This window comes from Shinella zoogloeoides (assembly GCF_020883495.1).
In the GTDB taxonomy this organism is placed as follows: Bacteria; Pseudomonadota; Alphaproteobacteria; order Rhizobiales; family Rhizobiaceae; genus Shinella; species Shinella zoogloeoides.
Genome location: NZ_CP086610.1, coordinates 244,367 through 269,856 on the forward strand (window position 1 = coordinate 244,367; position 25,490 = coordinate 269,856).

Sequence of the window (25,490 nt, forward strand, 5' to 3'; positions counted from 1 at the left end):
ACTGCACTAGTTTGCTTTTGCGTCGCAGCAACAGGAGACCCATATGCTCAACGAGTTCAAGGCGTTTATCGCCCGCGGCAATGTCATGGACCTTGCCGTCGGCGTCATCATCGGTGCAGCCTTCAACAGGATCGTCGAATCCGTCGTCAACGACCTCGTCATGCCCATCATCGGCGCCCTGACCGGCGGTGGCTTCGATTTTTCCAACTATTTCATCGCGCTGTCGGGCAATGTGACGGCCAGCTCGCTTGCCGCCGCCCGCGAACAGGGCGCCGTCTTCGCCTATGGCAGCTTCATCACCGCCCTCATCAACTTCCTCATCCTCGCCTGGATCATCTTCCTGATGGTCAAGGGCGTGAACCGCATGCGCCTGTCGCTGGAGAAGGAAAAGGCCGAGGCCGCCGCCGCGCCGGCGCCGCCGGCGGAAGACGTGCAGCTCCTCACGGAAATCCGCGACCTGCTCAAGAGCCGCCCGGCGGTCTGAGATTTGCGGCATCGCTTTCAATGAAAAGGCCCGGGAAACCGGGCCTTTTGCTATGCATCATGCCGTCGCGCCGGCCGTCTTCGTCTGGTGGATTTCGACGAGGCTCGGGCCGCGGCGCTCTCCCGCCCGCTCCAGCGCCGCCGGCAGGTCCTTCACGTCCGCGAGGCGTTCGGAAGGCACGCCATAGGCGGTGCCGATGGCGATGAAATCGGGGGCGGAGGGCTTGACGCCCTCGGGCGTGATGCCGGCATCTACCATGTAGTTCTCGATCTCCTGGTAGCCGTCATTGTTCCAGACGAGGAAGATCACGCGGGCATCGGCATCCACCGCCGAGCCGATTTCCGACAGCGAGAACTGCAGGCCGCCGTCGCCGACGAGGCAGACGATGGGCGCATCGGGTTCGGCGAGCGCCGCGCCGACGGCGGCGGGCGGGGCGAAGCCGAGCGCGCCGTAGCCGGTGGCGGCATTGAACCAGCTTCGCGCGCGCGGCGCGTCGCAATAGTAGTTGCCGGCATAGACGGCCTGCGTCGAGTCGCCGACGATGATCGCCTTGGGCAGGGTGCGCCAGATCGCATCGATGACGCCGACTTCCGCCTGCATCTTCGCCGTCAGCTCACCCCATGCGCCCTTGCGCGCCGCTTCGGCGCGCGGTGCGCCGTTGCCGATCGCCTTGTGGCCTTCGAGGAAGCCGAGCATGCCGGCGGCGGCCGTCTTGGCGCTGGAGAAGATGGAAAGACCCGTCTGCGGCGTGCGGGCGAGCTGCGCGGCGTCGATATCCACGCGGATCAGCGATTTCAGCCGGGGAAAGCCGCCGTCGACATTGATGTCGTAGTCCGTCGGGCCGAATTCCGTGCCGAAGGCGATGACGAGGTCGGCATCGGCAAGAAGCCGGCGCACGGCCTTGAGGCTGGGGCTGGCGGGCACGCGCAGCGGATGGCCGGCGAGCATGCCGCGGGCATTGACGGTGGTGACGACCGGCGCACCGATGCGCTCGGCAAGGTCGCGGATTTCCTCTTCCGCCGTCACCGCGCCGCCGCCGGCAAGGATGACGGGGCGGGAGGCATTGGTGCAGAGGATGGCGGCGCGCTGGAGGGTTTCCGCATCGGCGCGCGGGCGCGTGGCGACGGCGGCCGGGAACGTGCCGGTCTCGATGGGTGTCGCCATCACGTCGGTCGGGATTTCGATATGGACCGGGCCGGGGCGGCCGGAAAGCAGCACGGCGAAGGCGCGTTCGACCACCTGCGGCAGGTCGGCGGGGTTCAGAAGCGTGTGCGAATAGAGCGCCAGCGTCTTCATCATGCCCTGCTGATCCGGCAGCTCATGCAGCATGCCTCGGCCGTGGCCGAGCGAATCGCGCCGGTTGACGCCTGATATCACCAGCATCGGCACGGAATCCTGCCGCGCCTGCGCCATCGCCGTGATCGTGTTGGTGAGGCCCGGGCCGGTGATGACGAGCGCGACGCCCGGCTTGCCGGAAACGCGCGCATAGCCGTCCGCCATGAAGCCGGCGCCCTGTTCGTGGCGCGGCGTGATGTGGCGGATCTTCGAGGCGGCAAGGCCCCGGTAAAGCTCGACCGTGTGCACGCCCGGAATGCCGAACACGACCTCGACGCCATTGGCCTCCAGCAGATCGACGAGGACTTCGCCTACGGTCTTCATGGTCATGCGCGGCGCTCCTTCGGCATGGTGGCGCGGGCGGCGAGCGCGGCGATGCGCCGGCAGGCCTCGTCGATATGGGCATCGGGCACGGTGAGGCTGAGGCGGATGAAGCCGGCCGCTCCCTCGCCGAAGGACGAGCCGGGCATGACGGCGACGAGTTCCTCGTTCAGGAGCGCCCAGGCGAAGTCCTCGCCGCTCATGCCGGTATCGGACACGTCGACGACGATGAACATGCCGGCTTCCGGCGGCAGCGGCACGAGGCCCGGCGCGCGGGAGAGGGCGTCGGCAAAGCGTGCGGCGCGCGCCTTGTAGCTCTGGCGCATGGTGGCGGCGGTCGCAATCGGGTTGTCGAGCGCATAGGCCGTCATGTCGGCGATGAAGGGCTGGACGCCGAAAAGCATGGTTTCGGAGACCGACAGCAGGCGTGCGCAGAATTCCGCCGGGCCGATCGCCCAGCCGCTGCGGAAGCCCGGCGCGGCGTGGGATTTCGAGATGGAGGAGACGACGATGGTGCGCTCGGCAAGGTCCGCATTGTCGAAGGGCGAGGCGAAGGTCGCGCCGAAGACGAGCTGTTCGTAGACCTCGTCGCAGACGATCCAGAGATCGTGCTTGCGGCAGACCGCGCCGATCTCGGCGATTTCCTCTGCGGTGAGCACCGCGCCGGTGGGGTTGTGCGGCGTGTTGAGCAGCAGCACGCGGCATTGCGGCGTAATGGCGGCCTCGAGGTCGGCGGCCTTCATGTGGAAGCCGTTTTCCGGGCGCAGCGGCACGGCGACCTGCTCCGCGCCGGTTGCGCGGATGACGCCCTCATAGGTCGCATAGAGCGGATCGCCGACGAGCACGGCGTCGCCCGCCTCGACAAGGCCGAGCATGACGGAGAAGAGCGCGGTCTGGGTGCCGGGGAAGCAGAGCACGTTTTCGGCCGTCACGTCGCTGCGGCGCTTCTGGTACTTGCGCACCAGCGCGGCGACGACGGCCGGCTCGCCCCGGCCGTTGGAATAGCGGTAGCGGCCGGCATGCATGGCGCGCGTGGCCTCGGCCAGCAGCGCCGGGTCCGGCGGCACGTCCGGCTCGCCGATGGTCAGTTCGATGACGGGCTTGCCTTCCGTCTTCATGCGCCGGGCGGCGGCATGGACGGCCCATTTCTCCGAGCCGAGATTTTGAAGCCGGTCTGTGATGGATGCGTAGCGCATGCCGTCCTCCGTATGAATATGCAGTCGTCTAGTCCCCGGCGGGCTTCAGGGGCAGTCCGAGGAGCGTTTCGATGGTGGTGAGCGCGATCTCGACGAGTTCGCTGTCACCGAAGAGTTCGCCGGCAAGGCAGCCTTCCAGCCACAGGCCGTCGAGCAGGCCGTTGATGGCGATGGCAAGCCGGCGGCAGCGCTCCGGCGAGGCATCCGCGCCGTGCTCGGCGAGGAAGTCCGCCAGCAGGCCCTCCAGCGCGTTGCGGAAACCGAGATAGCCTTCGCGGTGGATGGCGGCAAGCTCGGGGTCGACGCTGACGCGGCTGATGAACGAGGCCCAGAGCGAGAGGCTGCGGCTGTTGGCGACCGGTTCCGTCAGGTTGATGACGATGAAGTCGCGCAGCCGCGTCTGCGGATCGCCCGCAACCCGCTCGGCCTTTTCGGTAAGCCTTGCGATGACGATGCGGTAGGCTTCCTGAAGGATATGCTCCTTCGACTGGAAATAATGCCGGATGAGGCCCGCCGTGACGCCCGCCTTGATGGCGATCTGCCGGACCGTCGCGCCTTCGAGGCCATATTCCGCGATGCAGTCGAGCGTCGCCTCGATCAGATCGTGGCGGCGTTCGGCTTCGGGAGCGCGATGGAAGGTCCGGCGGGCCATGATGCCTCCTCTACGCCGCCCGGCGCAGCACCGGCCGCGTCAGGCAGGTCGGGCCGCCCTCGCAGGCGATGCAGAGCGCGTCGGCCTCGAAGGTCTCCACCTTGCAGCCGGCGGCTTCCATGGCCGCCTTGGTCGCCGGGAAGCCTTCCACCATGATGACCTCGTGCGGACGGGTCGGCAGCACGTTGAGCGACAGGCCGTTGCTGGCGTGGAATTCGTCGGCCGGAGCCTCGATCAGGCGTATGCCGCGCTTCTTCAGCATCTGGTAGAAGGCGGCCGGTAGCAGCGGGGCGAAGACGAGCGCGAGATCGTCGGCAAGCGGGCTCATCACGCTCATCAGGTGAAGGCAGGCTTCCTCGCCGTGCCAGAGCGGCAGGTCATAGGCGAGAACCGTGACGCCATGCGGCGCGAGGATCTGCGTGATCTGGTCGATGCCTTCCTGGTTGGTGCGCACGCCGCGGCCGATGACCAGCGTCTTCGCGTCAAGCCAGATGCAGTCGCCGCCCTCGACCGTGCCTTCGCCCGTGATGCGGCCGAGGATGGGGATCTGCCGCTCGGCATAGGCCTTCTCGTGCAGCGCCGTCTCCGCGACGCGCAGCGGCTTGCCCATGCGCAGCAGGATCGCGCCGTGGTCCGACATCAGCGACGGGTCGTGGGTGAACATGGCGTCGGCAAGCCCGTCGCCGTCATCCTCCAGCCAGATGATCTCGGTGCCGGATTTTTCGACCAGTTCGGCGAAGGCCTTGTACTGGTGGACCGCGCGGGCGCCGTCGAAGGTCGGGCCATAATGCCACTTGGCGGGATCGGCCGCCGCAAGGCTGCTGCCTGGGCGGCGCATCAGGACGCGCTTCAGGGGGGCCGACATTTCCTGCGAACCGTAGGCGGTCATTCAATGCTCCTCAAGAAAATGGATCGTGGACGGGCGCTGCCGGAAAAGTCAGCGATGCAGCTATTATACGCTTGAACAATTTCTTAACAAGTGCCACGATGGTTTCAACAAGAGGAAACGACGGGCCGAAGATGCCCGCGGGAACGCTGGAAAACAGGGAATTTGGCATGAGTCATGCATCGATTTTCCGTGCGCTGGAGACCGCTCCACGATGACGGAACGCGCCGAGGCAATCGCGGTCACGGACCTGCACAAGCGCTTCGGGCCGCTGGAGGTTCTCAAGGGCGTATCGCTCACCGCGCATGAGGGCGACGTCATCGCCATCATCGGCGGTTCGGGTTCCGGCAAGTCCACCTTCCTTCGCTGTATCAACATGCTGGAGCTGCCGAGCGCCGGCACGGTGACGATCCACGGTGAGACCATCGCCATGAAGAAGGACGGCCATGGCGGCCTGATGCCTTCGGATCGCAGGCAGGTTCAGCGCATCCGCTCCCGCCTCGGCATGGTGTTCCAGAGCTTCAATCTCTGGCAGCATATGACCATTCTCGAAAACGTCATCGAGGCGCCCGTCCATGTGCTGGGCGTAAAGAAGGACGAGGCCGTCGACCGGGCCGAGACGCTTCTGCGCCGCGTCGGCCTCTACGAGAAGCGCGATGCCTATCCGGCGTTCCTCTCGGGCGGCCAGCAGCAGCGCGCGGCCATTGCCCGGGCGCTCGCCATCCAGCCCCATGTCATGCTCTTCGACGAACCCACCTCCGCGCTCGACCCGGAACTGGTGGGCGAGGTGCTCTCCGTCATCGGCGACCTTGCCAAGGAGAAGCGCACGATGATCCTCGTCACCCACGAAATGAAGTTCGCCCGCAACGTGGCGAGCCATGTCGTGTTCCTGGCCGGCGGCGTCATCGAGGAACAGGGACCGCCCGACGAGATTTTCGGCGCGCCGAAATCGGAACGCCTCAAGAAGTTCATCAGCTCCATCCACTGAAAATCATAAGACCAGCAGAGGGAAGATCATGAAGAGTGCCTTGAAGACCATCGCCCTTGCCGCCGCCATCGGCCTTGCGGCCATTTCCGGCGCGGCTGCCCAGCAGGTTCGCGTCGGCTTTGCCGCCGAACCCTACCCGCCCTTCACCTCGCCGGACGCCTCGGGCAACTGGGAAGGCTGGGAGGTGGACTTCATGAAGGCGATCTGTGCCGAAGCCAAGCTCGACTGCGTCGTGACGCCCGTCGCCTGGGACGGCATCATTCCGGCGCTGACCACCAGCAAGATCGACATGATCATCGGTTCCATGTCGATCACGCCGGAGCGCCAGCAGACCATCGATTTCTCCGACAAGTATTATAATTCGCTGCCGGGCATCATCGGCCCGAAGGACCAGAAATTCGAGCCGACGCCGGAAGGCCTCGCCGGCAAGACGCTGGGCGTGCAGGTGGCGACCATCCATCAGGTCTATGCCAACAAGTACTTCGCCCCGGCCGGCGTGACGGTCAAGGAATACCAGACGCAGGACGAGGCCAACAACGACCTCGCCGCCGGCCGCATCGATGCGGTGCAGGCCGACTCCGTCGCCATGCTGGAATTCCTCAAGACCGAGCAGGGCAGCGCCTGCTGCGACATGAAGGGCATGGTGAAAGACGATCCGGAAGTCCTCGGCCTCGGCGTCGGCGTCGGCCTGCGCAAGGGTGAGACGGAGCTGAAGGACAAGATCAACGCCGCGATCAAGGCGATCCGCGAGAACGGCAAATACGAAGAGTTCTCGAAGAAGTACTTCGATTTCGACATCTACGGCGGTTGATTTCGTCTGCCGGGCCTTTGCCCCTCACCCTAGCCCTCTCCCCGCAAACGGGGAGAGGGGACGTGCCCCACGCATAGTCATTGGCTGGGGAGAACGGCGCGGCATATCTCCTTCTCCCCGCTTGCGGGGAGAAGGTGGCCGGCAGGCCGGATGAGGGGCAAGCCTCTCCCCGAAGAAGAAACGCCGCGAGATTGACCTGAAGGAACAGAAGACCCCATGGCCGATGCCGGATCGCTGATCAACTGGAGCCTGCTTGCCCTCGAACCGCCCGGCTGGGGCGGGGTTCTCCTGGCGGGACTGTGGAATTCCATCCAGATCGCCATCGGCGGCTACGGGCTGGGCCTGATCCTCGGCACCGGCGGGGCCATGGGCAAGCTCTATGGCGGCCCGGTCACCAAGGATCTGCTGGAAGTCTACACGACGCTCGTGCGCGCGGTGCCCGAACTCGTGCTGATCCTCATTCTTTATTATGCCGGCACGGATGTGCTGAACCAGATTTCCGCTGCCCTCGGCTGGGGGGCGGTCGATATCAGCGGCCTTGCGGCGGGCATCTTCGTCATCGGCGTCGTGCAGGGCGCCTATTCGACGGAGGTGCTGCGCGGGGCGATCAAGGCGGTGCCGGCGGGCGAGATCGAGGCGGCGCGGGCCTATGGCATGTCGCCGGTGCAGATCATGCGCCGCGTCACCCTGCCGGCCATGCTGCCGCATGCCATTCCCGGCCTTTCCAATCTCTGGCTGATCGCCACCAAGGATACGGCGCTGCTGGCCGTGGTCGGCTTCAGCGAACTGACGCTGGTTACGCGGCAGGCGGCGGGCAGCACCAAGGCCTATCTTCTCTTCTTCTGCGCGGCGGGCGCGCTCTACCTGATGATCACGCTGGTTTCCAACGTGCTGATCGGCTTCATCGAGCGCCATTACCGGCGCGGCATGGTGAGGCCGGCCTGATGAGCGAACAAACCGTCTCCGCCATGGCGCTCACCGAGCTGCCCTCAAAGCAGAGCTTCTTCAAGCCGCACCGCATCGTGCTGATGGCGATTGCCGCCATCCTCGTCTTCTGCATCGTCTGGTTCATGCGCTGGGACTGGGTGCCGAAATATTCCGGCAAGCTCGCCCACGGTGTCGGGGTGACGCTGCTGATGCTGTTCAGCACCGCGTTTCTCGGCTTCCTGCTCGCCGTACCCATCGGCCTCGTGCAGGTGACGGGACCGTGGCCGTTGAAGGCGCTGGCGAAGGGGTTCTGCACCGTCATTCGCGGCACGCCGCTGCTTCTGCAGCTCTGGCTGCTCTATTACGGCCTCGGTTCGCTGTTCCCGCAATTCCCGGGCATCCGCAATTCCTTCCTCTGGCCCTATCTGCGTGAGGCCTGGCCCTATGGCGTCGCGGCGCTGACGCTTTCCTTCGCCGCCTATGAAGGCGAGGTGATGCGCGGGGCCTTCGCCGGCGTGCCGCGGGGCGAGCTGGAAGCCGCCCGTGCCTATGGCATGAGCCCGTTCACGGCCTTCCGCCGCATCTGGCTGCCGCGCGCCGTGCATCGCGCCCTGCCGACGCTGAACGGCGAGACGGTGCTGCAGCTCAAGTCGACGCCGCTGGTCGCGACGATCACCGTCATCGACGTCTATGCCGTCATCTCCAAGGTGCGGCAGGAAACCTACATTACCTACGAGCCGCTGCTGCTGCTGGCGCTCATCTACCTTTGCCTGACCGCCATCCTGGTGGTCGCCTTCCGCTATTTCGAAAGCAAGATTCCGACCCGTGGTGCATAGATGACAATTCATACGACCCTCCTCAATTCCATGCCTGAAATGGTGGCGATCCGCCGGGACCTGCACGAGCACCCAGAACTCGGCCTGGAGGAGGTGCGCACCTCCGATGTCATTGCCCGGCATCTGGAAGGCTACGGCTACAAGGTGACGCGCGGCCTTGCGAAGACCGGCCTTGTCGCAACGCTGACCAACGGCACGAGCCGCAAGTCCATCGGCATCCGCGCCGATATCGACGCGCTGCCTATCTTCGAGGAGACGGGCCTTGCCTATGCCAGCAAGACGCCCGGCAAGATGCATGCCTGCGGCCATGACGGGCACACGGCCATGTTGCTGGGCGCGGCGAAGGCGATTGCCGAGCGGCGCAATTTCGACGGCACGGTGCATCTGATCTTCCAGCCGGCCGAGGAGAATTTCGGCGGGGCGAAGATCATGGTGGAGGAGGGGCTGTTCGACAAATTCCCCTGCGACGCCGTTTTCGCGCTCCATAACGAGCCGAACCTGCCCTTCGGCCAGTTCGCCCTGCGCGACGGCCCGATCATGGCGGCGGTGGACGAGGCGCGCATCACGGTCAACGGTGTCGGCGGCCACGGCGCGGAGCCGCAGGAGACGGCGGATCCCATTGTCTGCGGCGCATCCATCGTCATGGCGCTTCAGACCATCGTCTCGCGCAACATCCATCCGCTCGACCCGACGGTGGTGACGGTCGGCTCGTTCCATGCCGGTTCGGCCAGCAACATCATCCCGAGCCGCGCGGAGATCGTCGTCGGCATCCGCTCCTTCGATCCCGCTGTGCGCGACGAGCTGGAGCGCCGCATCCGCCTGATCGCCGAGCGGCAGGCCGAAAGCTACGGCATGAGCGCGACGGTGAACTACCAGCGCTTCTACGACGCGACCGTCAATCACAAGGCCGAGACGGATCTGGTGCGCGACCTTGCCGTCCGCTTCGCCGGCGCCGGCAAGGTCGTGGACCTCAAGCGCCCCTTCATGGGCAGCGAGGATTTCGCCTATATGCTGAAGGCGCGGCCGGGCACCTATTTCTTCCTCGGCGGCCGCAGCGGCGAGAACGACAAGTCGCTTCACCATCCCGGCTACAATTTCAACGACGACCTGCTGCCGGTCGGGGCCGCCTTCTGGACCGAACTGGCGGAACATTATCTGCGGGCGGCCTGAGTCGCCCTCAAGGAGGCTGTCGCGAGGCCCGCGAGGGATTCGCCGATGCCTTTGCGGGCCTCCGGCACCTGTGATTTGTCACATTTCGGTCACAATTCAATCGGCCCCGGATGGTCTTCCGGGGCCGTTTTTTTGACCGTCACACATTCGTGAAACTCTTGAAATCGCCGTTTCGGGTTTTACCGCCGCATTTGTTAACGATGCGCGCCAGCGCTGCATTTTTTGCGTGCGTTCTGGCCTTGGCTTTTGCCGGGTTCAAAAATTATCGTTTTTTATCAATCGGATAAATAATTGATAGTCAGGCCAGGTAAACCGTCCATCCAGACGGATTGCTTGCTTTTCCGCAGATTCGGTTGTGGTCGGAAACGGTGGTTTTCACTGTTCGAAAAACGTTGACGGTTGTTTCCAAAATCAGACCCTTGCGTCCCACAAATTGAGGGACCATCTTTAATTCACGAAAGCGGCACACCCACTTTCGGAAAGACAACCAAGGGAAAGACGATGTCGGAACTGTTGAAGCAAAGAGAGCTGTGAGCGCCCCGAAAATGGCCCGCCCCGGTGATCGAGCAAGACCACACCGCCGCTTCCACTGACCTATCTAAGAAGGATTACGACAATGACCAAGACCCTCACCAAGACTTTCGCCGCCGCACTCGTTGCAGCCTCCGCCTTCGGCGCTTCCGCAGCCTTCGCCGGTGGCGACTACTATGTCGGCGGTTCCCCGGACGCCGTGCCGACCCAGTCCCAGAGCCAGCACCTCGACCGCTTCCAGACGAACAGCATCGGCAACAAGCACGTCGTCATTCGTCACCAGGGCGCCGACGTCCAGCAGCCTTACGACCGCGGCGACTATCGTCCGGCCGGCGTCAACAACTGATCGCCGTCAGCAGCAATCGACCTCCCAAGACTTGAACCGCAAGATTGAACCAAGGAATACGACAATGACCAAGACCTTCACCAACACCGTCGCCGCCGCTCTCGTCGCAGCCTCCGCCTTCGGCGCTTCCGCAGCTTTCGCTGGCGGTGACTACTATGTCGGCGGCGCACCGGCTCCGGCTCAGAACCAGAGCATCGACCGTTCGCAGACGAACAGCATCGGCGCCAAGCACGTCGTCAAGGGCGAAGGCGCTGCCGTGCAGCAGCCCTATGACCGCGGCGACTACCGTCCGGCCGGCATCAACAACTGATCGCCGTCAGCAGCATCCTCCCAAGATTGAACGCAAGATTACATCAAGGAATACGACAATGACCAAGACTTTCACCAACACCGTCGCCGCCGCTCTCGTTGCAGCCTCCGCCTTCGGCGCCTCCGCAGCCTTCGCCGGCGGTGACTATTATGTCGGCGGCGCACCGGCTCCGGCTCAGAACCAGAGCATCGACCGTTCGCAGACGAACAGCATCGGCGCCAAGCACGCCGTCAAGGGCGAAGGCGCTGCCGTGCAGCAGCCCTATGACCGCGGGGACTATCGCCCGGCCGGTATCAACAACTGATCGGCGCCCACAGCGTCATCCCGGACTTTGAATCAAGGAATACGACTATGAAGACCCTCACCAACACCGTCGCCGCCGCTCTCGTTGCAGCTTCCGCCTTCGGCGCCTCCGCAGCCTTCGCTGGCGGTGACTACTATGTCGGCGGCGCACCGTCGGCCCAGTCGCAGAGCATCGACACGGTCCGCACGCACAGCACCGGTGAGCGCGTTGCCGTTCGCGACACGACCGTCGAATACAAGAACAGCGATCGCGGCGATTATCGCCCGATGGTTCCGGCTGCCAACGCCAACTGATCCACGGCGCGATCAGGTGATTTTCGAAGCTCCCGGCGGCCCCGCCGGGAGCTTCACCCGTTGTGAATGCAACGCCTCAGCAACGTCTCTTAACGCTACGTAACGGGTTCCAGCCTCGCGCCAGCTTGTGTGCCTAGGGTTCTCCTCGGCCAGCATGCAGGCCCGCAGGCGAAAGACAGGACCGCACCCTCCTTTTGCCCAACCCCCGGGCCTGCATGTGGCCTCGAACACGGTCCCGCTCCTTGCGACACCTGAACGCCTTTCCCCCAAAACGATCCTCTGCTATCCGGGTGCCCATGAAGGAGACCGGAATGGCGAAGACTGCGGCAGAGTGCACCACGATGATGGATATCCGGGAGAATATCGACCGGGTGGACAGCGCGCTGATGGCGCTCTTTGCCGAGCGCTGGAGCTTCATTGGCCGCGCGGCGGAAATCAAGGCGGGCCTCGGCATCCCCGCCGACGTGCCGGAGCGCGTCCGGCAGGTGCGGGACAATGCCCACCGCAATGCCGAGGCGCTCGGTCTCGACGGCGCGTTCTACGAAGAAATCTGGGCGCAACTCATCCAGCGCGCCATCGCCTATGAAAAGGCGCAGCTCGGCGAGGCCTGAGCCTCGCCGCAAGGCGTTCGATCCTAACGCTGGTTGCGCTTGCCCAGATGATCCTCCCAGTCGAGCGCGGTGCGCACGATGAAGGCGAGGTCGGCATGCTGCGGCGTCCAGCCCAGCTCCTGCATCGCCACCGAGGGATTGGCGACGATAAGCACCGCATCGCCCGGCCGGCGGCCGGCGAAATGCACCGGGAACGCCACGCCCGAAACGGCCTTCACCTGTTCCAGCACCTCCAGAACCGAGAAGCCGCGGCCATAGCCGCAATTGGCGACGATGGAGCCGCCGCCCGCCCGCATGCGCTGCAGCGCCTTCAGATGCGCATTGGCAAGGTCGCTGACATGGATGTAGTCGCGGACACAGGTGCCGTCGGGCGTCGGATAGTCGGTGCCGTAGACATCCATGCCGCCGCGCTTGCCGAGCGCGGCCTCGCAGGCGACCTTGATGAGATGCGTCGCGCCTTTGGTGGACTGGCCGGTGCGGCCGCGCGGGTCGGCGCCCGCCACGTTGAAATAGCGCAGCGCCGTATAGGTGAAGTCGTGCGCGGCGGCCGTGTCGCGCAGCATGATCTCGGTCATCAGCTTGGAGGAGCCGTAGGGCGATTCCGGCCGGAGCGCTGCGGTTTCCAGCACCGGCTCGATACCGTCCGGCGTGCCGTAGACGGCGGCGGTCGAGGAGAAGACGAAATGGGGCACTTTCGCCGCCACGGCCGCCGCGATCAGCGCCCGTGACTTGACCGTGTTGTTCTCGTAGTAGGAGAGGGGATCGGCAACCGATTCCGGCACGACGATCGAGCCGGCGAAATGGATGATCGCGTCGATCGCGTTCTCGGAGAAAATCGTCGCCAGCAGCGCCGTATCGGCGATGTCGCCCTCATAGAAGCGCGCCTCCGGCGCCACGGCCCAGCGGAAGCCGGTGGAAAGCCGGTCGAGCACGACGACTTCCTCGCCGGCATCGACGAGCGCCCACACCATATGGCTGCCGATATAGCCCGCGCCACCCGTAACCAGAACCGCCATGTCATTCTCCGAATCGTGCAAATCGAAAGGCATATCAGCCCGCATGCCGACGGGGCGCAACCGCAATCGCACCCGATATCGTTCAATCCATGAAAGGCAAGACCATGTCCGACCGTTTCATCGTGCTTTCCGGTTGCTCCGGCGGTGGCAAGTCGACGCTGCTCGAAGAATTGCGTCGCCGTGGCCATGCGGTCGTGGAGGAGCCCGGACGCCGTATCGTGCAGGAGGAACTGGCATCGGGCGGCAGCGCCCTGCCATGGCGCGACCTCGCCGCCTTCGCCCGCCGCGCGGTTGCGATGGCGCGTGCCGACCGCGAGCGGATGTGCGATCACCCCGGCCTCGTCTTCTTCGACCGGGGCCTCATCGATGCCGCCTCGGCGCTGGAGGCCGCCGGCGGAGATCCGATCCTGGCGGGGCTTGCCGCGGAACATCGCTATAACAAGCAGGTCTTCCTCACGCCGCCCTGGCCGGAGATTTATGCCGGAGACCCAGAGCGCCGGCACGGCTTCGATGCGGCGCTCGGCGAGTACGAGCGCCTCGAGAAGACCTATCCCGCCTTGGGCTATGAGGTGGTCATCCTGCCGAAAGCGCCGGTGGGCGAGCGCGCCGATTTCGTGCTCGCCCGGCTGGCGGGCTGATCAGCGTGCGGCGATATAGCGGGCAAGCCGGTCGGCCGCCTCCGCGACATGCGCGGGGTCCCGGAGGAAGCAGGCACGCATGAAGAGTTCACCGCCCGGGCCGAAGGCCGTGCCGGGCGCAAGGCCGACATTGGTGCGGTCGACGATATCGAGCGCGGCAAGGCGCGAATCCGTCACGCCGTCGATCTTCAGGAAGGCGTAGAGCGCGCCATCGGGCTTCAGCGTCTCCACCCGGTTGGTGGCGATCAGCGCGTCGCAGAAGACGTCGCGATTGCGTGCCGCCTTGTCGATATTCGCCTGCACGAAGGCATAGCCCTCGTCGAGCGCCGCGATCGCGCCCTGCTGCAGGAACTGCGGCACGCCGGAGGTGGAATACTGGATAAGGTTTTCCAGCACCTGCCCGATTTCCGGCGGCGCGACGATCCAGCCGACACGCCAGCCCGTCATGGACCAGTTCTTCGAGAAGGAATTGACGAAGACGATCCGGTCGCCCTCTTCCATCACATCGAGGAAGGAGGGCGCGCGACCGATGGCATAGTGGTAGAGCGCATAGATCTCGTCGGCCATGATCCAGAGATCGTGGCGGCGGGCGATGGCGAGAAGGTTTGCGAGGTCTTCGCGCGTCGCGGTCCAGCCGGTCGGGTTCGACGGCGTGTTGACGAAGAGCACGCGCGTCTGCGGCGTGATCGCCGCCTCGACGCGATCAAGATCGAGCTGCCAGCGCCCGCCGGTAAAATCGAGCTGGACGGCGATCGGGTTGGCGCCGGAAAGCTCGGCCGCCGCGGCGAAATTCGGCCAGGCCGGCGTCAGATACACCATGTCGTCGCCCGGCGAGACCAGCGCCTCGATGGCAAGCTTGATCGCCTGCATGCCCGAGCCGACCACATAGAAATGTTCGTCCGGCAGCTTTACCCCGAAGCGGCGCGCATAGTAGCGCGAAAGCGCCGAGCGCAACTCCGGTATGCCGCGCTGCCACGTATAGAAGGTCTCGCCGCGCAGAAGCGCATCGGAGGCCGCCCGCGCAATGAAATCCGGTGTCGGCAGGTCGCCTTCACCCACCCATAGCGGGATCAGCCCCTCACGCCCGCGCGCATAGTTGACGACTTCAACGATCCCGCTTTCCGGCGCCCGGCGCGCGCGGGGGCTGAGGCTTTCGACGATGTTCATGGATGTTCACTCCGGCAAACCGCGATCCCGTTCCGCCTGCATGGGCGAAGCGGCAAAGGTCTACCCGGTTTTCCGCGATCCTTCACGCGACTTTCGCTGACGGATGCATCGAATTCGGTGATGGGAGAGGCTCAGGCATTGACGAGGCGCGCAGCCTGATTGCGTCCTTTCAGGGCAGGAATTACCCCGGTTTGGCACGAAGGTTTATGCTCGAAAAATTGAAAGTCTTATTCGCTTTGAAAACAGACGGTAAAATACGGCAGGCAGGATTGTGTACTAACTGGCAGATTTTGTTAACAATTCGCGTTGAGGCCAGAAATACGTCGCCAGGTTGTGGCTTGTGCATGAAATTCCTGCCGGATTGACAGGTCGGGCCGCTTGGCAGTCTTTCTACTCCGGGTTCAAACGTCTCAGGAGGAGAACGCGATGACGATACCGCCCGGTGCATCACCACAACTATACAACGAGGACCTGGCGCCCGCGACGGAGCGTAATTGGGGGGCCTTCTCCATCTTCAACGTCTGGACATCGGACGTGCACAGCCTGTGGGGCTACTATCTCGCCGCCAGCCTGTTCCTCTTCTGCGGCAGCTTCACGAACTTCCTCCTCGCCATCGGTGTCGGCTCGTTCATCATCTTCTTCCTGATGCATATGGTCGGTGTCGCCGGGGTGCGCACCGGCGTGCCTTTCCCGGTTCTCGCCCGCGCCTCCTTCGGTATCTGGGGGGCCAACTTCCCCGCCATCGTGCGCGCCATCGTCGCCTGCTTCTGGTACGGCGCGCAGACGGCGGCAGCCTCCGGCGCCATCGTCGCGCTGCTCATCCGCAACGAAAGCCTGCTGCAATTCCACCAGTCGAGCCACATGCTCGGTCACTCGACGCTGGAACTGATCTGCTACGTGGTCGTCTGGGGCCTGCAACTGCTCATCATCCAGAACGGCATGGAAACGGTGCGCAGGTTCCAGGACTGGGCCGGCCCCGCCGTCTGGGTCATGATGCTGCTTCTGGCCGTCTACCTCGTCATCAAGGCCGGCGGCTTCTCCCTCAGCCACACGATCCCGATGGATGTGCTGCTGGAAAAGACCAAGGACGCGGGCGTGCCCGGCGTTCCCGGTTCGCTTGCCGCCCTTGGCGCGGTGGCGGCCATCTGGGTGACCTATTTCTCGGCGCTCTACCTCAATTTCTGTGACTTCTCGCGCTACTTGTTGATTGCCACTGAGAACTGACCCGGCGTTTCCACCGAGAATTGACCCGCTTATTAGGTATGTTTCGGCTCTGCGGTCGTGGTCAAGTTCCTCGTTTTCTCCTTTGTCGTTTTGGTGTCGTGCGCGGAGCTGTTCTTGAAGCGGAAGCTGTCGTTGCCGGTCTCGAGGATGTGGCAATGATGGGTGAGCCGGTCGAGCAGCGCGGTTGTCATCTTGGCATCGCCGAAGACACTGGCCCATTCGCTGAAGCTCAGGTTGGTGGTGATGATGACGCTCGTGTGCTCATAGAGCTTGCTCAGCAGATGGAACAGCATCGCACCGCCTGAAGCACTGAACGGCAGATAACCGAGCTCGTCGAGGATGACGAGATCGGAGTGTGCCAGGCGGTTGGCGATCTGGCCTGAGCGACCTTGGGACTTCTCCTGCTCGAGCGCGTTGACCAGTTCCACGGTCGAGAAGAACCGAACCCGCTTGTGATGATGTTCGATGGCCTGGACACCGATGGCCGTGGCGATATGCGTCTTGCCCGTGCCGGGACCGCCGACCAGGACAATGTTGTTGGCGTCGTCCAGGAAGTCGCAGCGATGAAGCTGACGGGCCAGCGCCTCGTTGATCTCACTGCTGGTGAAGTCGAAGCCGTTCAGGTCACGATAGGCTGGAAAGCGTGCCGTCTTGAGCTGGTAGGCCGTCGATCGAACTTCACGTTCCGCGGTCTCCGCCTTGAGGAGCTGCGACAGGATCGGGATTGCCGCCTCGAATGCCGGCGATCCCTGCTCGGTGAGTTCGCCGACGGCCTGGGCCATGCCGTGCATCTTCAGTTGCCGCAGCATGATGACGACAGCGCCGCTTGCTGGATTATGACGCATGGCGGGCCTCCGTCTTTCTCAGCGCATCGTATCGTTCGACATTGGCCTTGGGCTCGTTGACGAGCGTCAGGGCCTGAGGTGCATCGATGGTGGGCGGTGTGAAGGATTTGCCGTCGACGAGGCGATGCAGCAGGTTCAGCACGTGGGTCTTCGTGGGGACGCCGGACTTCAGCGCCATGTCGACCGCCGATAGCACGGCCTGTTCGTCGTGCTGGAGAACAAGGGCCAGGATATCGACCATCTCGCGGTCGCCACCCGGCTTCTTCAGGAGGTATTGCTGCAAGGTCCGGAACGCGTCCGGTAGCTCGGCAAAGGGTGCACCGTTGCGAAGCGCGCCTGGCTTGCGTTGCACGACCGCCAGATAGTGCCGCCAGTCGTAGATCGTCTGTCCCGGTCGGTCGTGAGAGCGATCGATGACGCGACGATGCTCGCAGACGATCTGGCCTTCCGCAGCAACCACGACACGATCCGGATAGACCCGCAGGCTCACCGGTCGATTGGCGAAGGATGCCGGCACGCTGTAGCGATTGCGCTCCAGATGGACGAGGCAGGTTGGCGTGACCCGCTTCGTATACTCCACGAAGCCGTCGAACGGACGGGTAACAGGCATCAATGCCAAAGCTTCCTCAGCCCAGATGTCGGCAATGGTGCCGCGCATCTGTCCGTGTGGGGTCTTTGCCCAGAATTCCTTGCACCGAAGCTCCAGCCAGTCGTTCAGGGCATCCAATGATGGAAAGCGCGGAACAGGTTGGAAGAAGCGATGACGCGCATCCTGAACATTCTTCTCGACCTGCCCTTTCTCCCAACCAGACGCGGGATTGCAGAACTCCGGCTCGAATACGTAGTGACTGGCCATCGCCAGGAAACGGACATTGACGTCGCGCTCTTTCCCGCGGCCGACCTTGTCGATCGCCGTGCGCATGTTGTCGTAGATTCCGCGGCCGGGGATGCCGCCGAAGACCCGGAATGCATGATTATGGGCATCGAACAGCATCTCATGCGTCTGCAGGAGATAGGCCCGAACGATGAAGGCGCGGCTGTAGCTCAGCTTCGTGTGCGCCACCTGCAGTTTGGTGCGCTCATTGCCGATGATGGCCCAATCTTCCGACCAATCGAACTGGAAGGCTTCGCCGGGGTCAAACGCCAGGGGCACATATGTCCCGCGGCCCGTCGTCTGCAATTCTCTCTGCCGATCATCACGCCATTCCCGAGCAAATGCCGCAACCCGATTGTAGGAGCCCTCGTAGCCAAGGCTCATCAGATCGGCATGCAACTGCTTCATCGTCCGCTTCTGCTTGCGGTTCTTCTTGGATTCGCTCTTCAGCCAGGCAGACAACCGATCAGCAAAAGGATCAAGCTTGCTTGGCCGCTCCGGGACTTTGAACTTCGGCTCCACGCCGTCCAGGCGCAGGTATTTGCGGATGGTATTCCGGGACAGGCCAGTCCTGCGGCAAATCTCCCGGATCGATAGTTCTTCTCGAAAATGCCAGCGTCGGATCACGCTCAATAACGCCATGTCGATCACTCCATAGCCCCCGCTGAAAACATGCGAGGGAAGGTTGGAACATGGGTCAATTCTCAATGGAAATATCAGGCCACGCCGGGTCAGTTCTCAGTGGCAATCAACAAACAGCAGACTGGAGGGAAGGGCGACAGTGTCGCCGTTGCGCTCACGCATCAGTTCGGCCGCCTGATCGTGTTCTCCGTGCCGGTGTTCGTCTATCTCTGGACCATGAGAGCCGTCATGCGGTTCTTTATGCGTTCCATGCTGCTCATGGACGACGCACGCCAGCGGCAGACGATGCTGGAGACGTACTTCATGCTGACCGGCAGTGGCCGCGCAGATGAACGGGACCGCCCTCTAATCCTATGGGCACTGTTCCGACAGACACCCGGCCACGGTTCGGACGGCGTCGAACCGCCGGACTTCACCGAGGTCATCAATGCCGGCATGAAGCGCGGGAGTGGGGGCGAGTAGGCTCATGCCACCTCGCTTTCCGCTGAGTCGGCCATGTCGTCCACCAAGCTTTCCACCGGCATGTTTGACGCAATATTTTGCGACTGACGCAGGAGCCGCCTTCCATGCGGTACTGTGATTATGGGTTAGAACGCCTTAGGCAACCCTGCCTGCTTCAGTGTCTCGTTGGCTGTGTGGCGTGATTTAACGCCGTGGTCGACAGTGAAGTGGCGGCTGCTGACCGGGCTGAACCATATCTCATGGTCGCCCTTACCGGGCCTCACATAGTAGCACCCGGCCTTCGTCAGCAAATCTTTCAGTTCGCGTAGATATCCCGCCATGGGCGATCAGAAGCAGGGATTCGGGACCTTTGCCAAGTGCTCGGCCATGATATGCACCGGAATCTCCGGCAAATCGGAATCGACGCCGTTCAACTCAAGAAGGTCCGAGATTGCTGCAAGCGCCTTCTTTTCCAGCACTTCAAGCGTTTCGGCCTCGACGGCGAGTCCGTCGATATCGCTGCTGGTCGCAATCCATACACCAGCCTCGTCGTCCCATGAGGCGCGGACGATAATGGAAACATGCCTCATTGCGCTATGGCTCCCGAGTTCATGCGATGCGCAAATGCGCTACGCAAGTGCGAACCGCATTTGCGGCCCGCTGTTGTTCCTGTCGCACATCATATGGCGCTTTGAAAGTGAATTTTCAGTGGCTGACAGGTCGGAAGAGTGGTGTAATGTCGCCGATGCGCTGACTTCGCCTACCTGCTGCTTCAGCCAAACTCGATCTGCAGAAGGTTCGGATTACGCATCTTGAAGCGGCCAAACTGCAAAGGTTCGCCGTGCTCGCAGGTGCCGAAGATCACTTCGGCGTCGTCCGGGAGAGCGGCTATTGCGTCGCGAATATCCTTCACGGTTAGATAGCCGTCAGGGCTTCCGGAGATCATGGTTCCGCTTGCCTTGTGGAGATGGTTGTAGTTCGTCTTGGTCATGCGTCAGTTCCTCCAGCCTTGCTTGAACTCGTCATCGAACCACATTTCAGCATGGTAGTCCGCGCCACCTGTTGCCCTGAAATCCCAATAACGACTGTATCCCTGGGTGCTCGCCCAGTTCTTGAATTCATAGTAGCTCGGATGGGCGCCAGGCGAACGGGTATCGAATCCTTGCTCCCTCGCCCACAGGTTACACATCTGGCGGATCGCCTGCTCGCATTCTGCCTTTTTCATGATGTGGCTCCACGAATCCTAGGTGCCGATAAGTAATAGCTTATCGGTAGTCAGGATTGGGGGTGCAAATTTGCACGCCCGGATTCCATCTGAGTTCTGATAAGTCAGAGGTTATCGGCACCTAAGAACTTCTTGATCGCGGAAAGCTCTTCGGCGCTCGCGGCCCGCTCGAAAGGGTTGGGTGCGCAGCCGAGACACAGCATTGTATCCTTTGGGCCGGGTCGTCCCCGGTAAACATGGGGTCCAAACTGGAACTCGATGCCACAGCGGTCACAGGTGTAGAACATCTTGCCGTCCCGGTTCTCTTTGAATGGCATTGTTCGAATCCTTCACTCGGCGGCATCTAAGGAGTTCCGAAGGCGGATTCCCGGACCATTTCCATCGTCCGCAAGGAAAACGATACCCGCGGCTTCTAGTGCGGTCTGCATCGCCTCGACCGTCCGTTCTTTGAGTTCCTCACCCGCTTCGAAGCGAGACACGGTTGCGGGCGCAACTTTGGCCAAAGCGGCGAGTTCACGCACTCCTAGTCCAAGGGCAACGCGTGCCATTTTGCACTGAACCGGCAACATTTTTAGAGCACTGCTCCAATTTTGTGTTGGTGACATAACTGCGCTCTGATATTAGAGCGTGGTTATCAATTTATAGCCGAATGATACCGGCTTTAAGCGACGAATTCAAGGATTCGGCGAACGGGAAAGCCATGTCAACATTGGGCGGAGTCCTGAATTCCTTTCTCCGCTCGCAACCGAGCCAAATTCAAGGATTCGATAGACGGCAAAGCCATACCCAATGCCGGCGGGGTCTTTCTTTTTGCACGGCACAACTCAGGAGAATTTGCATGTCGGGTCTTTCTTTCGCAATGGACGGGAATCTCGCAGCGGACACATCGCGTCGTGCTGTGCTTGTTGGGCTGGCCGCCGGCAGCGTAACTGCGGGCGTCCCGATGTTTGCCAACGTTTCCTCCTTCAATGTTGCCGACCCTCTTCTTGATGCCATCCAGGCGCTGTACGACGGCGAGGTGGCATTCGAGGCTATCCATTCGAACGATTGGGATTCGCATGGCGGAGAAGAGGCCGTTGTCGCGAAAACCTACCTGCCCCCACATGAGGCCCTTGAAAGATGGGATCAGCCTGCCGCCACCAGGCGAGGGGCGGTGGAGGCTATTCGGCTCGCTCTCCGGGAAGAGCAAACCTTTAGTGTCAACGGCGGAGTAAAAACCGGCCACGGGGCGGAGCAAAAGTCGGCCACTGCGGCGCCGGTCTGAGACCGCCGGGAGGGCTTAAGCCCGAGCGGGGGTCTCAGGCCGGCGTGGTGATTTTTCGGGAGGTTTTCAGCCTGCCTTTCGGGCTCGGCTTTGTGCGAGACGATAGCTTTCGCCGTTCATCTCGAGGATGTTGACATGGTGGGTGATGCGATCGAGCAGGGCGCCAGTTAGACGCTCGGACCCCAGGGTTTCCGTCCATTCATCGAAAGGCAGATTGCTGGTGATCAGAGTAGCGCCGCGCTCGTAGCGTTGCGAGATCAGCTCGAACAGCAACTCCGCACCGGTCTTCGACAGCGGCACAAAGCCCAGCTCGTCGATGATGAGCAGCTTATAGGCTGCCATCTGCTTCTGGAACCGAAGCAGACGCCGCTCATCACGCGCCTCCATCATCTCGCTGACCAGGGCGGCCGCTGTCGTGAACCCGACGGACAGGCCTTTCTGGCACGCGGCCAGGCCGAGACCGAGCGCGACATGCGTCTTACCCGTGCCGCTCGGGCCCAGCGCAATGACGTTCTCCCGGCGCTCGATCCATTCACAGCGGGCCAGTTCCAGCACCTGCATCTTGTTCAGCTTGGGGATGGCTGTGAAGTCGAAGCTGTCGAGGCTTTTGACGATCGGGAATTTAGCCGCCTTGATCCGACGTTCGACCTTGCGGCGGTCCCGTTCGATCATCTCCCGTTCGGCAAGCCGGAACAGGTATCCGACATGATCGACGCCTTCGGTGGCGCATAACCGGGCCAGCTTCTGGTGCTCGCGCTGGAAGGTCGGCAGCTTCAGGGTCTTGAGATAGTGGGCGAGCAGGATGTCGGGTGCTTCGGTGCTCATGCCGCCTCTCCCGCATCAGACGACAGGAGGCGCATATACGCTTTCGCTGAGGTCTTCTCGACCGTCGCCCGCGGCAGGTAGGGATAGATCGACAGATCCAACCGCGGTGGCCGGCGCTCGACCCGGCACAGGATCAGATGCTTGACCGCATCGAAGCCGATCGCACCGAGCTGTATCGCCTGCTTCACGGCCGCATGCAGGTCCGCAAGGTCGAAGCTCTCCAGCAGGCGCAGAACCTGCACGTATTCCCGTCGGCCATGCTTTGCCATGCGGCCTTCCATCAGGCGGCGCAGCGTCGCGAACTCGTCCGGCAGGTTCCAGCCCTGGAGTGGAGCCGCCTGATCCAGCGCATTGATCTTCTGCTCGATCAGCGGCAGATAATGAACGGGATCGAAGACGACGTCTTCCCGTTCCCAGCATCGCGGATGACGGGCAATGATCTCGCCGCGGCAGCCGATCACCACCTCATTGACATAGCCCCGGACCCAGACGTCCTGATGGCCATAGGCGACCGGTACGGAATAGTCGTTGGTCTTGTAGCGCACCAGCGACTGGGCTGTCACCCTGGCGCTGGCCTGGTCGCAGGCATCGAAGGGAGACGCCGGTAACGGACGCATGGCCGCCAGATCACGCTGTAGCCGCTCCCCGATTGTCTCACTCTCACCGCGCAGCTTGTCGCGCTGGCGTTTGCGGCACTGCTCTTCCAGAAAGGCGTTGAACGCATCCCATGTCGCAAACTGCGGGATCGGCACCATAAAATTACGTCGGGCATAACCGACGAGTCCCTCGACATTCCCTTTATCGTTGCCCTTTCCCGGACGGCCATAGCGATCCCGGATCAGGTAGTGGGACAGGAAGCCGCTGAACAACGCCGCCCGCTTGCGTGTGCCGTCGGGCAGGATCTTGGCCACCAGGCAACGGTCATTGTCATAGACGATCGACTGCGGCACGGCCCCGAAGAAGGCGAATGCATGGATGTGGCCGTCGACCCAGGCCTCGGCCACCGCCGCAGGATAGGCCCGCACGTAGCAGCCGTCGCTATGCGGCAGATCCAGCACGAAGAAACGCGCCTTTTGCTCGACGCCGCCGATCACCACCGTCGCCTCGCCAAAGTCGGCCTGCGCATGGCCGGGCGGATGCGACAACGGCACGAACACCTCCTGCCGACGCTGATCCCGCTCGCGTATGTAGTCCTTGATGATCGTGTAGCCGCCGGTGAAACCGCACTCATCACGCAGGCGGTCGAACACACGCTTGGCAGTATGGCGTTGCTTTAGCGGCATCTTCAGATCTTCGTCGAGCCAATGCTCGATCGTCGAAACAAACGCATCCAGCTTCGGACGCCGGATCGGTGATCGACGCTGATAGCCGGGTGGTGTCGAATAGGCCAACATCTTGGCCACGGTCTCTCGCGAGATGTTGAAATGCTTCGCGGCCTGACGCTGCTTCATCCCTTCCGAAACAGCCAGGCGAACCCTCAAATAAAGTTCCACGGTGTAGATCCCCTGTCCCTCCTGCGATCATTGCAGAAAGGAAATAGGTGGCCGGATTTTACTCCGCCCGCGGCTGGATTATTCCGCCGCTACCGTGGCCGACTTTTCCACCGCCGCTCTCAGTGTAATCGATTTGCGTCCGTTCGTTGCCAAAAGTTATAGTAGAAAGCCATGAAGAGCGTCATCAGGATCGAAAGACCCAGCACGATGTGACCAGGTGTTTGAGCGCCAGTCGCATACAGCGCTACTGTGAAAGTATACAGCGCTCCGCAAATCCAAATAAGAGGTGTTAGTACACTTCCCGTGGTGCTTGCTCTTTGAACTAGGTTCAACATCGACATCAACCCTAAGTGATTGCAAAGCATTCACTTAAAGAACCTTTATTTGCAACCACGTAATGCGCCGCTCCACAACCAAGTTGAGCGATCCGGGCCTGCCGGGGAGGAGGATTCGAAGTATGACGATAGAGATCACGCACTGGCATCCGGCATGGTATCGTGGAGGCGGCATCAGCATGCCATTCACCCAGCTAATGCAACGGAACGGCCGTCGAATGGGCGAGCCGGGAGGAACGCGGGCGGGCGGCGAACCAGACAACGCCGGCTTGAAGCGGGTGCTTGCGGCATGATCAGGATCAGCAATCTACACCCGGCGCGCGGTCGGGTCGTCGCGACCTTCACGGCGACCGTCGCCGACCTGGCGCTGCCTGGCTGCGCCCTGATCCGGCGCGGTGACGGGTATGTGCTGTCGTTGCCGCGGATCGGCTCGCCTTCCCGTCCGGCGCCGTTGAGTGTGGTGGAATTGGTGGAGCTGGAGAGGGTGGCGGTGGAGATGGTGGGATAGGCTCTTGAGAACGCGGAACGCCGGATGCTATATCCGGCAAGTTGTAATTATGCGATTCGATCCATGGCAAGAGCACCATGGGAGGGTGACTTCCCAGACGTTTTCGTAAACTGTAAATGGAAGTCGCCAGATGCGAAAATCATCTGTCTTGCGGATCATGGTCTGTATGATGCTGCCAAGGGCCAGCGCGATATGGACGCTGCACTTGGCCTACTTGATGACATCGTCCTAGAGAAGACAGTTTCTAAGCTCCGAGGGCTTGAACGCCAGTATGGCGTCAAACCAAAGCTTATCGCTCCGGCGGCTCAGGTAAGCGAATCCAACAATGCACTAGCGATTGGCTATGCAAACTGGCTGGGTCATGAACTTGGTTGGCCTGTGGACGAGAACATCTTCCAAATGAAAGATTTCTCGAAGGACAAGCTGAACGGCTGGGTACGCATTGCGCATCGCTCGACGTTCTATGGCGAAATTGACAAGAAGACCCCATATGTCATAGTGGATGACGTCATCACCCTGGGTGGAACATTGGCCGACCTACGGTCGTTCATTCTCGGGAAAGGTGGGCGTGTTATTGGTATGAGCACAATCGCCTCGAGAGATGGTAATGATGTTCGGATCCGACTCGACACTGATACCCAAGCAAAGCTGGAGAAATCATATGGGAGCGATCTTGCAAAATTTTGCCACGAGCTTCTCGGCTTTGATCATAGGGGCTTCACCGACCCCGAAGCAGACCGGGTACTCAGTTGTTCGGGTTATGTCGACCTCAGAAAGAAAATCGTGCGAGGCCGTAACGAGGGCGATGCATCGCGAAGCAAGAAACAAGCTGCGCGATAGGCCGAAAAAATTTGGATAGTCGACGATACAAATCAAAAGGACAAGGCGCCATTCTGGCGCCTTTTTATTTGATGTCCTAGTAGGTATTCAAACATGGCCGTCCATCTCGATGCCCTTGTCTAAGGACGTGCCGACAATACGGGTGATGTCGG

At 62.3% G+C, this 25,490-nt stretch carries 31 protein-coding genes and 1 pseudogene; 17 read left to right on the forward strand and 15 right to left on the reverse strand.

What is annotated here, in order from left to right; translation table 11 throughout:
- Positions 1-43 precede the first annotated feature (43 nt).
- Complete coding sequence (gene mscL / locus K8M09_RS01175; RefSeq protein ID WP_160787782.1) at positions 44-484, forward strand: large conductance mechanosensitive channel protein MscL; 441 nt, start codon at positions 44-46, stop codon at positions 482-484.
- Positions 485-541: 57 nt separating this feature from the next.
- Here mscL and K8M09_RS01180 read toward each other — a convergent pair whose 3' ends face one another.
- Genes K8M09_RS01180 through K8M09_RS01195 form a run of 4 tightly spaced genes read right to left on the reverse strand, consistent with a single transcriptional unit; the run spans position 542 to position 4,877 of the window.
- Positions 542-2,149 carry a 5-guanidino-2-oxopentanoate decarboxylase gene (locus tag K8M09_RS01180; RefSeq protein ID WP_160787783.1) on the reverse strand — a complete coding sequence of 536 codons (1,608 nt, stop codon included), beginning with the start codon at positions 2,147-2,149 and terminating at the stop codon, positions 542-544.
- Positions 2,146-3,336, reverse strand: a complete 1,191-nt coding sequence (locus K8M09_RS01185; RefSeq protein ID WP_160787784.1) for a pyridoxal phosphate-dependent aminotransferase — start codon at positions 3,334-3,336, stop codon at positions 2,146-2,148. The genes K8M09_RS01180 and K8M09_RS01185 overlap by 4 nt, the downstream gene beginning before the upstream one ends.
- Before the next feature lie 28 nt (positions 3,337-3,364).
- Positions 3,365-3,988: a TetR family transcriptional regulator C-terminal domain-containing protein gene (locus K8M09_RS01190; RefSeq protein WP_160787785.1), complete on the reverse strand. Its 624-nt coding sequence runs from the start codon at positions 3,986-3,988 to the stop codon at positions 3,365-3,367.
- Positions 3,989-3,998: 10 nt separating this feature from the next.
- Positions 3,999-4,877 (reverse strand): dimethylarginine dimethylaminohydrolase family protein, encoded by an 879-nt coding sequence (locus tag K8M09_RS01195; protein WP_160787786.1) that lies wholly within the window; start codon positions 4,875-4,877, stop codon positions 3,999-4,001.
- A gap of 211 nt (positions 4,878-5,088) precedes the next feature.
- Between K8M09_RS01195 and K8M09_RS01200 the strand changes: the two genes are divergently transcribed.
- The 10 genes from K8M09_RS01200 to K8M09_RS01245 all read left to right on the forward strand — a co-directional run bounded on the left by K8M09_RS01200 (position 5,089) and on the right by K8M09_RS01245 (position 12,001).
- Positions 5,089-5,862 carry an ABC transporter ATP-binding protein gene (locus K8M09_RS01200; RefSeq protein WP_160787787.1) on the forward strand — a complete coding sequence of 258 codons (774 nt, stop codon included), beginning with the start codon at positions 5,089-5,091 and terminating at the stop codon, positions 5,860-5,862.
- Between the two features lie 28 nt (positions 5,863-5,890).
- Positions 5,891-6,673 carry a transporter substrate-binding domain-containing protein gene (locus tag K8M09_RS01205; protein ID WP_160787788.1) on the forward strand — a complete coding sequence of 261 codons (783 nt, stop codon included), beginning with the start codon at positions 5,891-5,893 and terminating at the stop codon, positions 6,671-6,673.
- 216 nt (positions 6,674-6,889) lie between these two features.
- Positions 6,890-7,618: an ABC transporter permease gene (locus K8M09_RS01210; RefSeq protein WP_160787789.1), complete on the forward strand. Its 729-nt coding sequence runs from the start codon at positions 6,890-6,892 to the stop codon at positions 7,616-7,618.
- Complete coding sequence (locus tag K8M09_RS01215; protein WP_160787790.1) at positions 7,618-8,436, forward strand: ABC transporter permease; 819 nt, start codon at positions 7,618-7,620, stop codon at positions 8,434-8,436. The genes K8M09_RS01210 and K8M09_RS01215 overlap by 1 nt, the downstream gene beginning before the upstream one ends.
- On the forward strand, positions 8,437-9,606 hold the full coding sequence (locus K8M09_RS01220) for a M20 aminoacylase family protein (protein ID WP_160787791.1): 1,170 nt from the start codon (positions 8,437-8,439) through the stop codon (positions 9,604-9,606).
- 616 nt (positions 9,607-10,222) lie between these two features.
- Positions 10,223-10,483: a hypothetical protein gene (locus K8M09_RS01225; RefSeq protein ID WP_160787792.1), complete on the forward strand. Its 261-nt coding sequence runs from the start codon at positions 10,223-10,225 to the stop codon at positions 10,481-10,483.
- 64 nt (positions 10,484-10,547) lie between these two features.
- Complete coding sequence (locus K8M09_RS01230) at positions 10,548-10,793, forward strand: hypothetical protein (RefSeq protein WP_160787793.1); 246 nt, start codon at positions 10,548-10,550, stop codon at positions 10,791-10,793.
- A gap of 58 nt (positions 10,794-10,851) precedes the next feature.
- Positions 10,852-11,097, forward strand: a complete 246-nt coding sequence (locus K8M09_RS01235; protein WP_160787794.1) for a hypothetical protein — start codon at positions 10,852-10,854, stop codon at positions 11,095-11,097.
- 47 nt (positions 11,098-11,144) lie between these two features.
- Entirely contained in the window at positions 11,145-11,390 is a 246-nt protein-coding gene (locus K8M09_RS01240; RefSeq protein WP_160787795.1) for a hypothetical protein, read from the forward strand.
- A gap of 311 nt (positions 11,391-11,701) precedes the next feature.
- Entirely contained in the window at positions 11,702-12,001 is a 300-nt protein-coding gene (locus K8M09_RS01245; RefSeq protein WP_160787796.1) for a chorismate mutase family protein, read from the forward strand.
- Between the two features lie 23 nt (positions 12,002-12,024).
- On the opposite strand, the gene galE is transcribed toward K8M09_RS01245, so the two are convergent.
- Entirely contained in the window at positions 12,025-13,017 is a 993-nt protein-coding gene (galE, locus tag K8M09_RS01250; RefSeq protein ID WP_160787797.1) for a UDP-glucose 4-epimerase GalE, read from the reverse strand.
- Positions 13,018-13,121: 104 nt separating this feature from the next.
- On the opposite strand from galE, the gene K8M09_RS01255 reads away from it, so the two are divergent.
- Positions 13,122-13,655: an AAA family ATPase gene (locus K8M09_RS01255; RefSeq protein WP_160787798.1), complete on the forward strand. Its 534-nt coding sequence runs from the start codon at positions 13,122-13,124 to the stop codon at positions 13,653-13,655.
- Here the strand turns inward: K8M09_RS01255 and K8M09_RS01260 are convergent, their stop codons facing one another.
- Complete coding sequence (locus tag K8M09_RS01260; protein ID WP_160787799.1) at positions 13,656-14,822, reverse strand: pyridoxal phosphate-dependent aminotransferase; 1,167 nt, start codon at positions 14,820-14,822, stop codon at positions 13,656-13,658. It lies immediately after the preceding gene.
- Between the two features lie 426 nt (positions 14,823-15,248).
- On the opposite strand from K8M09_RS01260, the pseudogene K8M09_RS01265 reads away from it, so the two are divergent.
- Positions 15,249-16,022 (forward strand): annotated as a pseudogene (locus tag K8M09_RS01265) (cytosine permease); the annotation flags it as partial.
- Positions 16,023-16,078: 56 nt separating this feature from the next.
- Here the strand turns inward: K8M09_RS01265 and istB (K8M09_RS01270) are convergent.
- Both istB (K8M09_RS01270) and istA (K8M09_RS01275) read right to left on the reverse strand, forming a co-directional pair.
- The gene (gene istB, locus K8M09_RS01270) at positions 16,079-16,891 is read right to left on the reverse strand and encodes an IS21-like element helper ATPase IstB (RefSeq protein WP_160788246.1); all 813 of its coding nucleotides are present in this window, start codon (positions 16,889-16,891) and stop codon (positions 16,079-16,081) included.
- Positions 16,881-18,407 (reverse strand): IS21 family transposase, encoded by a 1,527-nt coding sequence (gene istA / locus K8M09_RS01275; RefSeq protein ID WP_160788247.1) that lies wholly within the window; start codon positions 18,405-18,407, stop codon positions 16,881-16,883. The genes istB (K8M09_RS01270) and istA (K8M09_RS01275) overlap by 11 nt, the downstream gene beginning before the upstream one ends.
- 30 nt (positions 18,408-18,437) lie before the next feature.
- On the opposite strand from istA (K8M09_RS01275), the gene K8M09_RS01280 reads away from it, so the two are divergent.
- Positions 18,438-18,869, forward strand: coding sequence for a hypothetical protein (locus K8M09_RS01280; RefSeq protein ID WP_229342078.1), 432 nt, complete (start codon positions 18,438-18,440; stop codon positions 18,867-18,869).
- A gap of 125 nt (positions 18,870-18,994) precedes the next feature.
- Here the strand turns inward: K8M09_RS01280 and K8M09_RS01285 are convergent, their stop codons facing one another.
- The 5 genes from K8M09_RS01285 to K8M09_RS01305 form a co-directional block, all read right to left on the reverse strand.
- On the reverse strand, positions 18,995-19,189 hold the full coding sequence (locus tag K8M09_RS01285; protein WP_160788241.1) for a type II toxin-antitoxin system HicA family toxin: 195 nt from the start codon (positions 19,187-19,189) through the stop codon (positions 18,995-18,997).
- 6 nt (positions 19,190-19,195) lie between these two features.
- Complete coding sequence (locus K8M09_RS01290) at positions 19,196-19,438, reverse strand: DUF1902 domain-containing protein (RefSeq protein ID WP_160788242.1); 243 nt, start codon at positions 19,436-19,438, stop codon at positions 19,196-19,198.
- A gap of 182 nt (positions 19,439-19,620) precedes the next feature.
- Positions 19,621-19,839 (reverse strand): hypothetical protein, encoded by a 219-nt coding sequence (locus K8M09_RS01295; protein WP_160788243.1) that lies wholly within the window; start codon positions 19,837-19,839, stop codon positions 19,621-19,623.
- Between the two features lie 3 nt (positions 19,840-19,842).
- Positions 19,843-20,073 carry a hypothetical protein gene (locus K8M09_RS01300; protein WP_160788244.1) on the reverse strand — a complete coding sequence of 77 codons (231 nt, stop codon included), beginning with the start codon at positions 20,071-20,073 and terminating at the stop codon, positions 19,843-19,845.
- A 329-nt stretch (positions 20,074-20,402) separates the two neighbouring features.
- Positions 20,403-20,642: a helix-turn-helix domain-containing protein gene (locus tag K8M09_RS01305; protein ID WP_206366730.1), complete on the reverse strand. Its 240-nt coding sequence runs from the start codon at positions 20,640-20,642 to the stop codon at positions 20,403-20,405.
- A 269-nt stretch (positions 20,643-20,911) separates the two neighbouring features.
- Here K8M09_RS01305 and K8M09_RS01310 point away from each other — a divergent pair, with 269 nt between their 5' ends.
- Positions 20,912-21,337, forward strand: a complete 426-nt coding sequence (locus K8M09_RS01310; RefSeq protein ID WP_229342080.1) for a hypothetical protein — start codon at positions 20,912-20,914, stop codon at positions 21,335-21,337.
- A gap of 66 nt (positions 21,338-21,403) precedes the next feature.
- Here the strand turns inward: K8M09_RS01310 and istB (K8M09_RS01315) are convergent, their stop codons facing one another.
- Together istB (K8M09_RS01315) and istA (K8M09_RS01320) are read right to left on the reverse strand one after the other, a co-directional pair.
- Complete coding sequence (gene istB, locus K8M09_RS01315; RefSeq protein ID WP_229341825.1) at positions 21,404-22,162, reverse strand: IS21-like element helper ATPase IstB; 759 nt, start codon at positions 22,160-22,162, stop codon at positions 21,404-21,406.
- Complete coding sequence (istA, locus tag K8M09_RS01320) at positions 22,159-23,655, reverse strand: IS21 family transposase (RefSeq protein WP_382379779.1); 1,497 nt, start codon at positions 23,653-23,655, stop codon at positions 22,159-22,161. Before istA (K8M09_RS01320) ends, istB (K8M09_RS01315) begins: the two co-directional genes overlap by 4 nt.
- 624 nt (positions 23,656-24,279) lie before the next feature.
- Between istA (K8M09_RS01320) and K8M09_RS01325 the strand changes: the two genes are divergently transcribed.
- Together K8M09_RS01325 and K8M09_RS01330 are read left to right on the forward strand one after the other, a co-directional pair.
- Complete coding sequence (locus tag K8M09_RS01325; protein WP_160787625.1) at positions 24,280-24,498, forward strand: hypothetical protein; 219 nt, start codon at positions 24,280-24,282, stop codon at positions 24,496-24,498.
- Between the two features lie 63 nt (positions 24,499-24,561).
- Positions 24,562-25,338, forward strand: a complete 777-nt coding sequence (locus K8M09_RS01330; protein WP_160787624.1) for a phosphoribosyltransferase — start codon at positions 24,562-24,564, stop codon at positions 25,336-25,338.
- Positions 25,339-25,490: the final 152 nt, after the last annotated feature.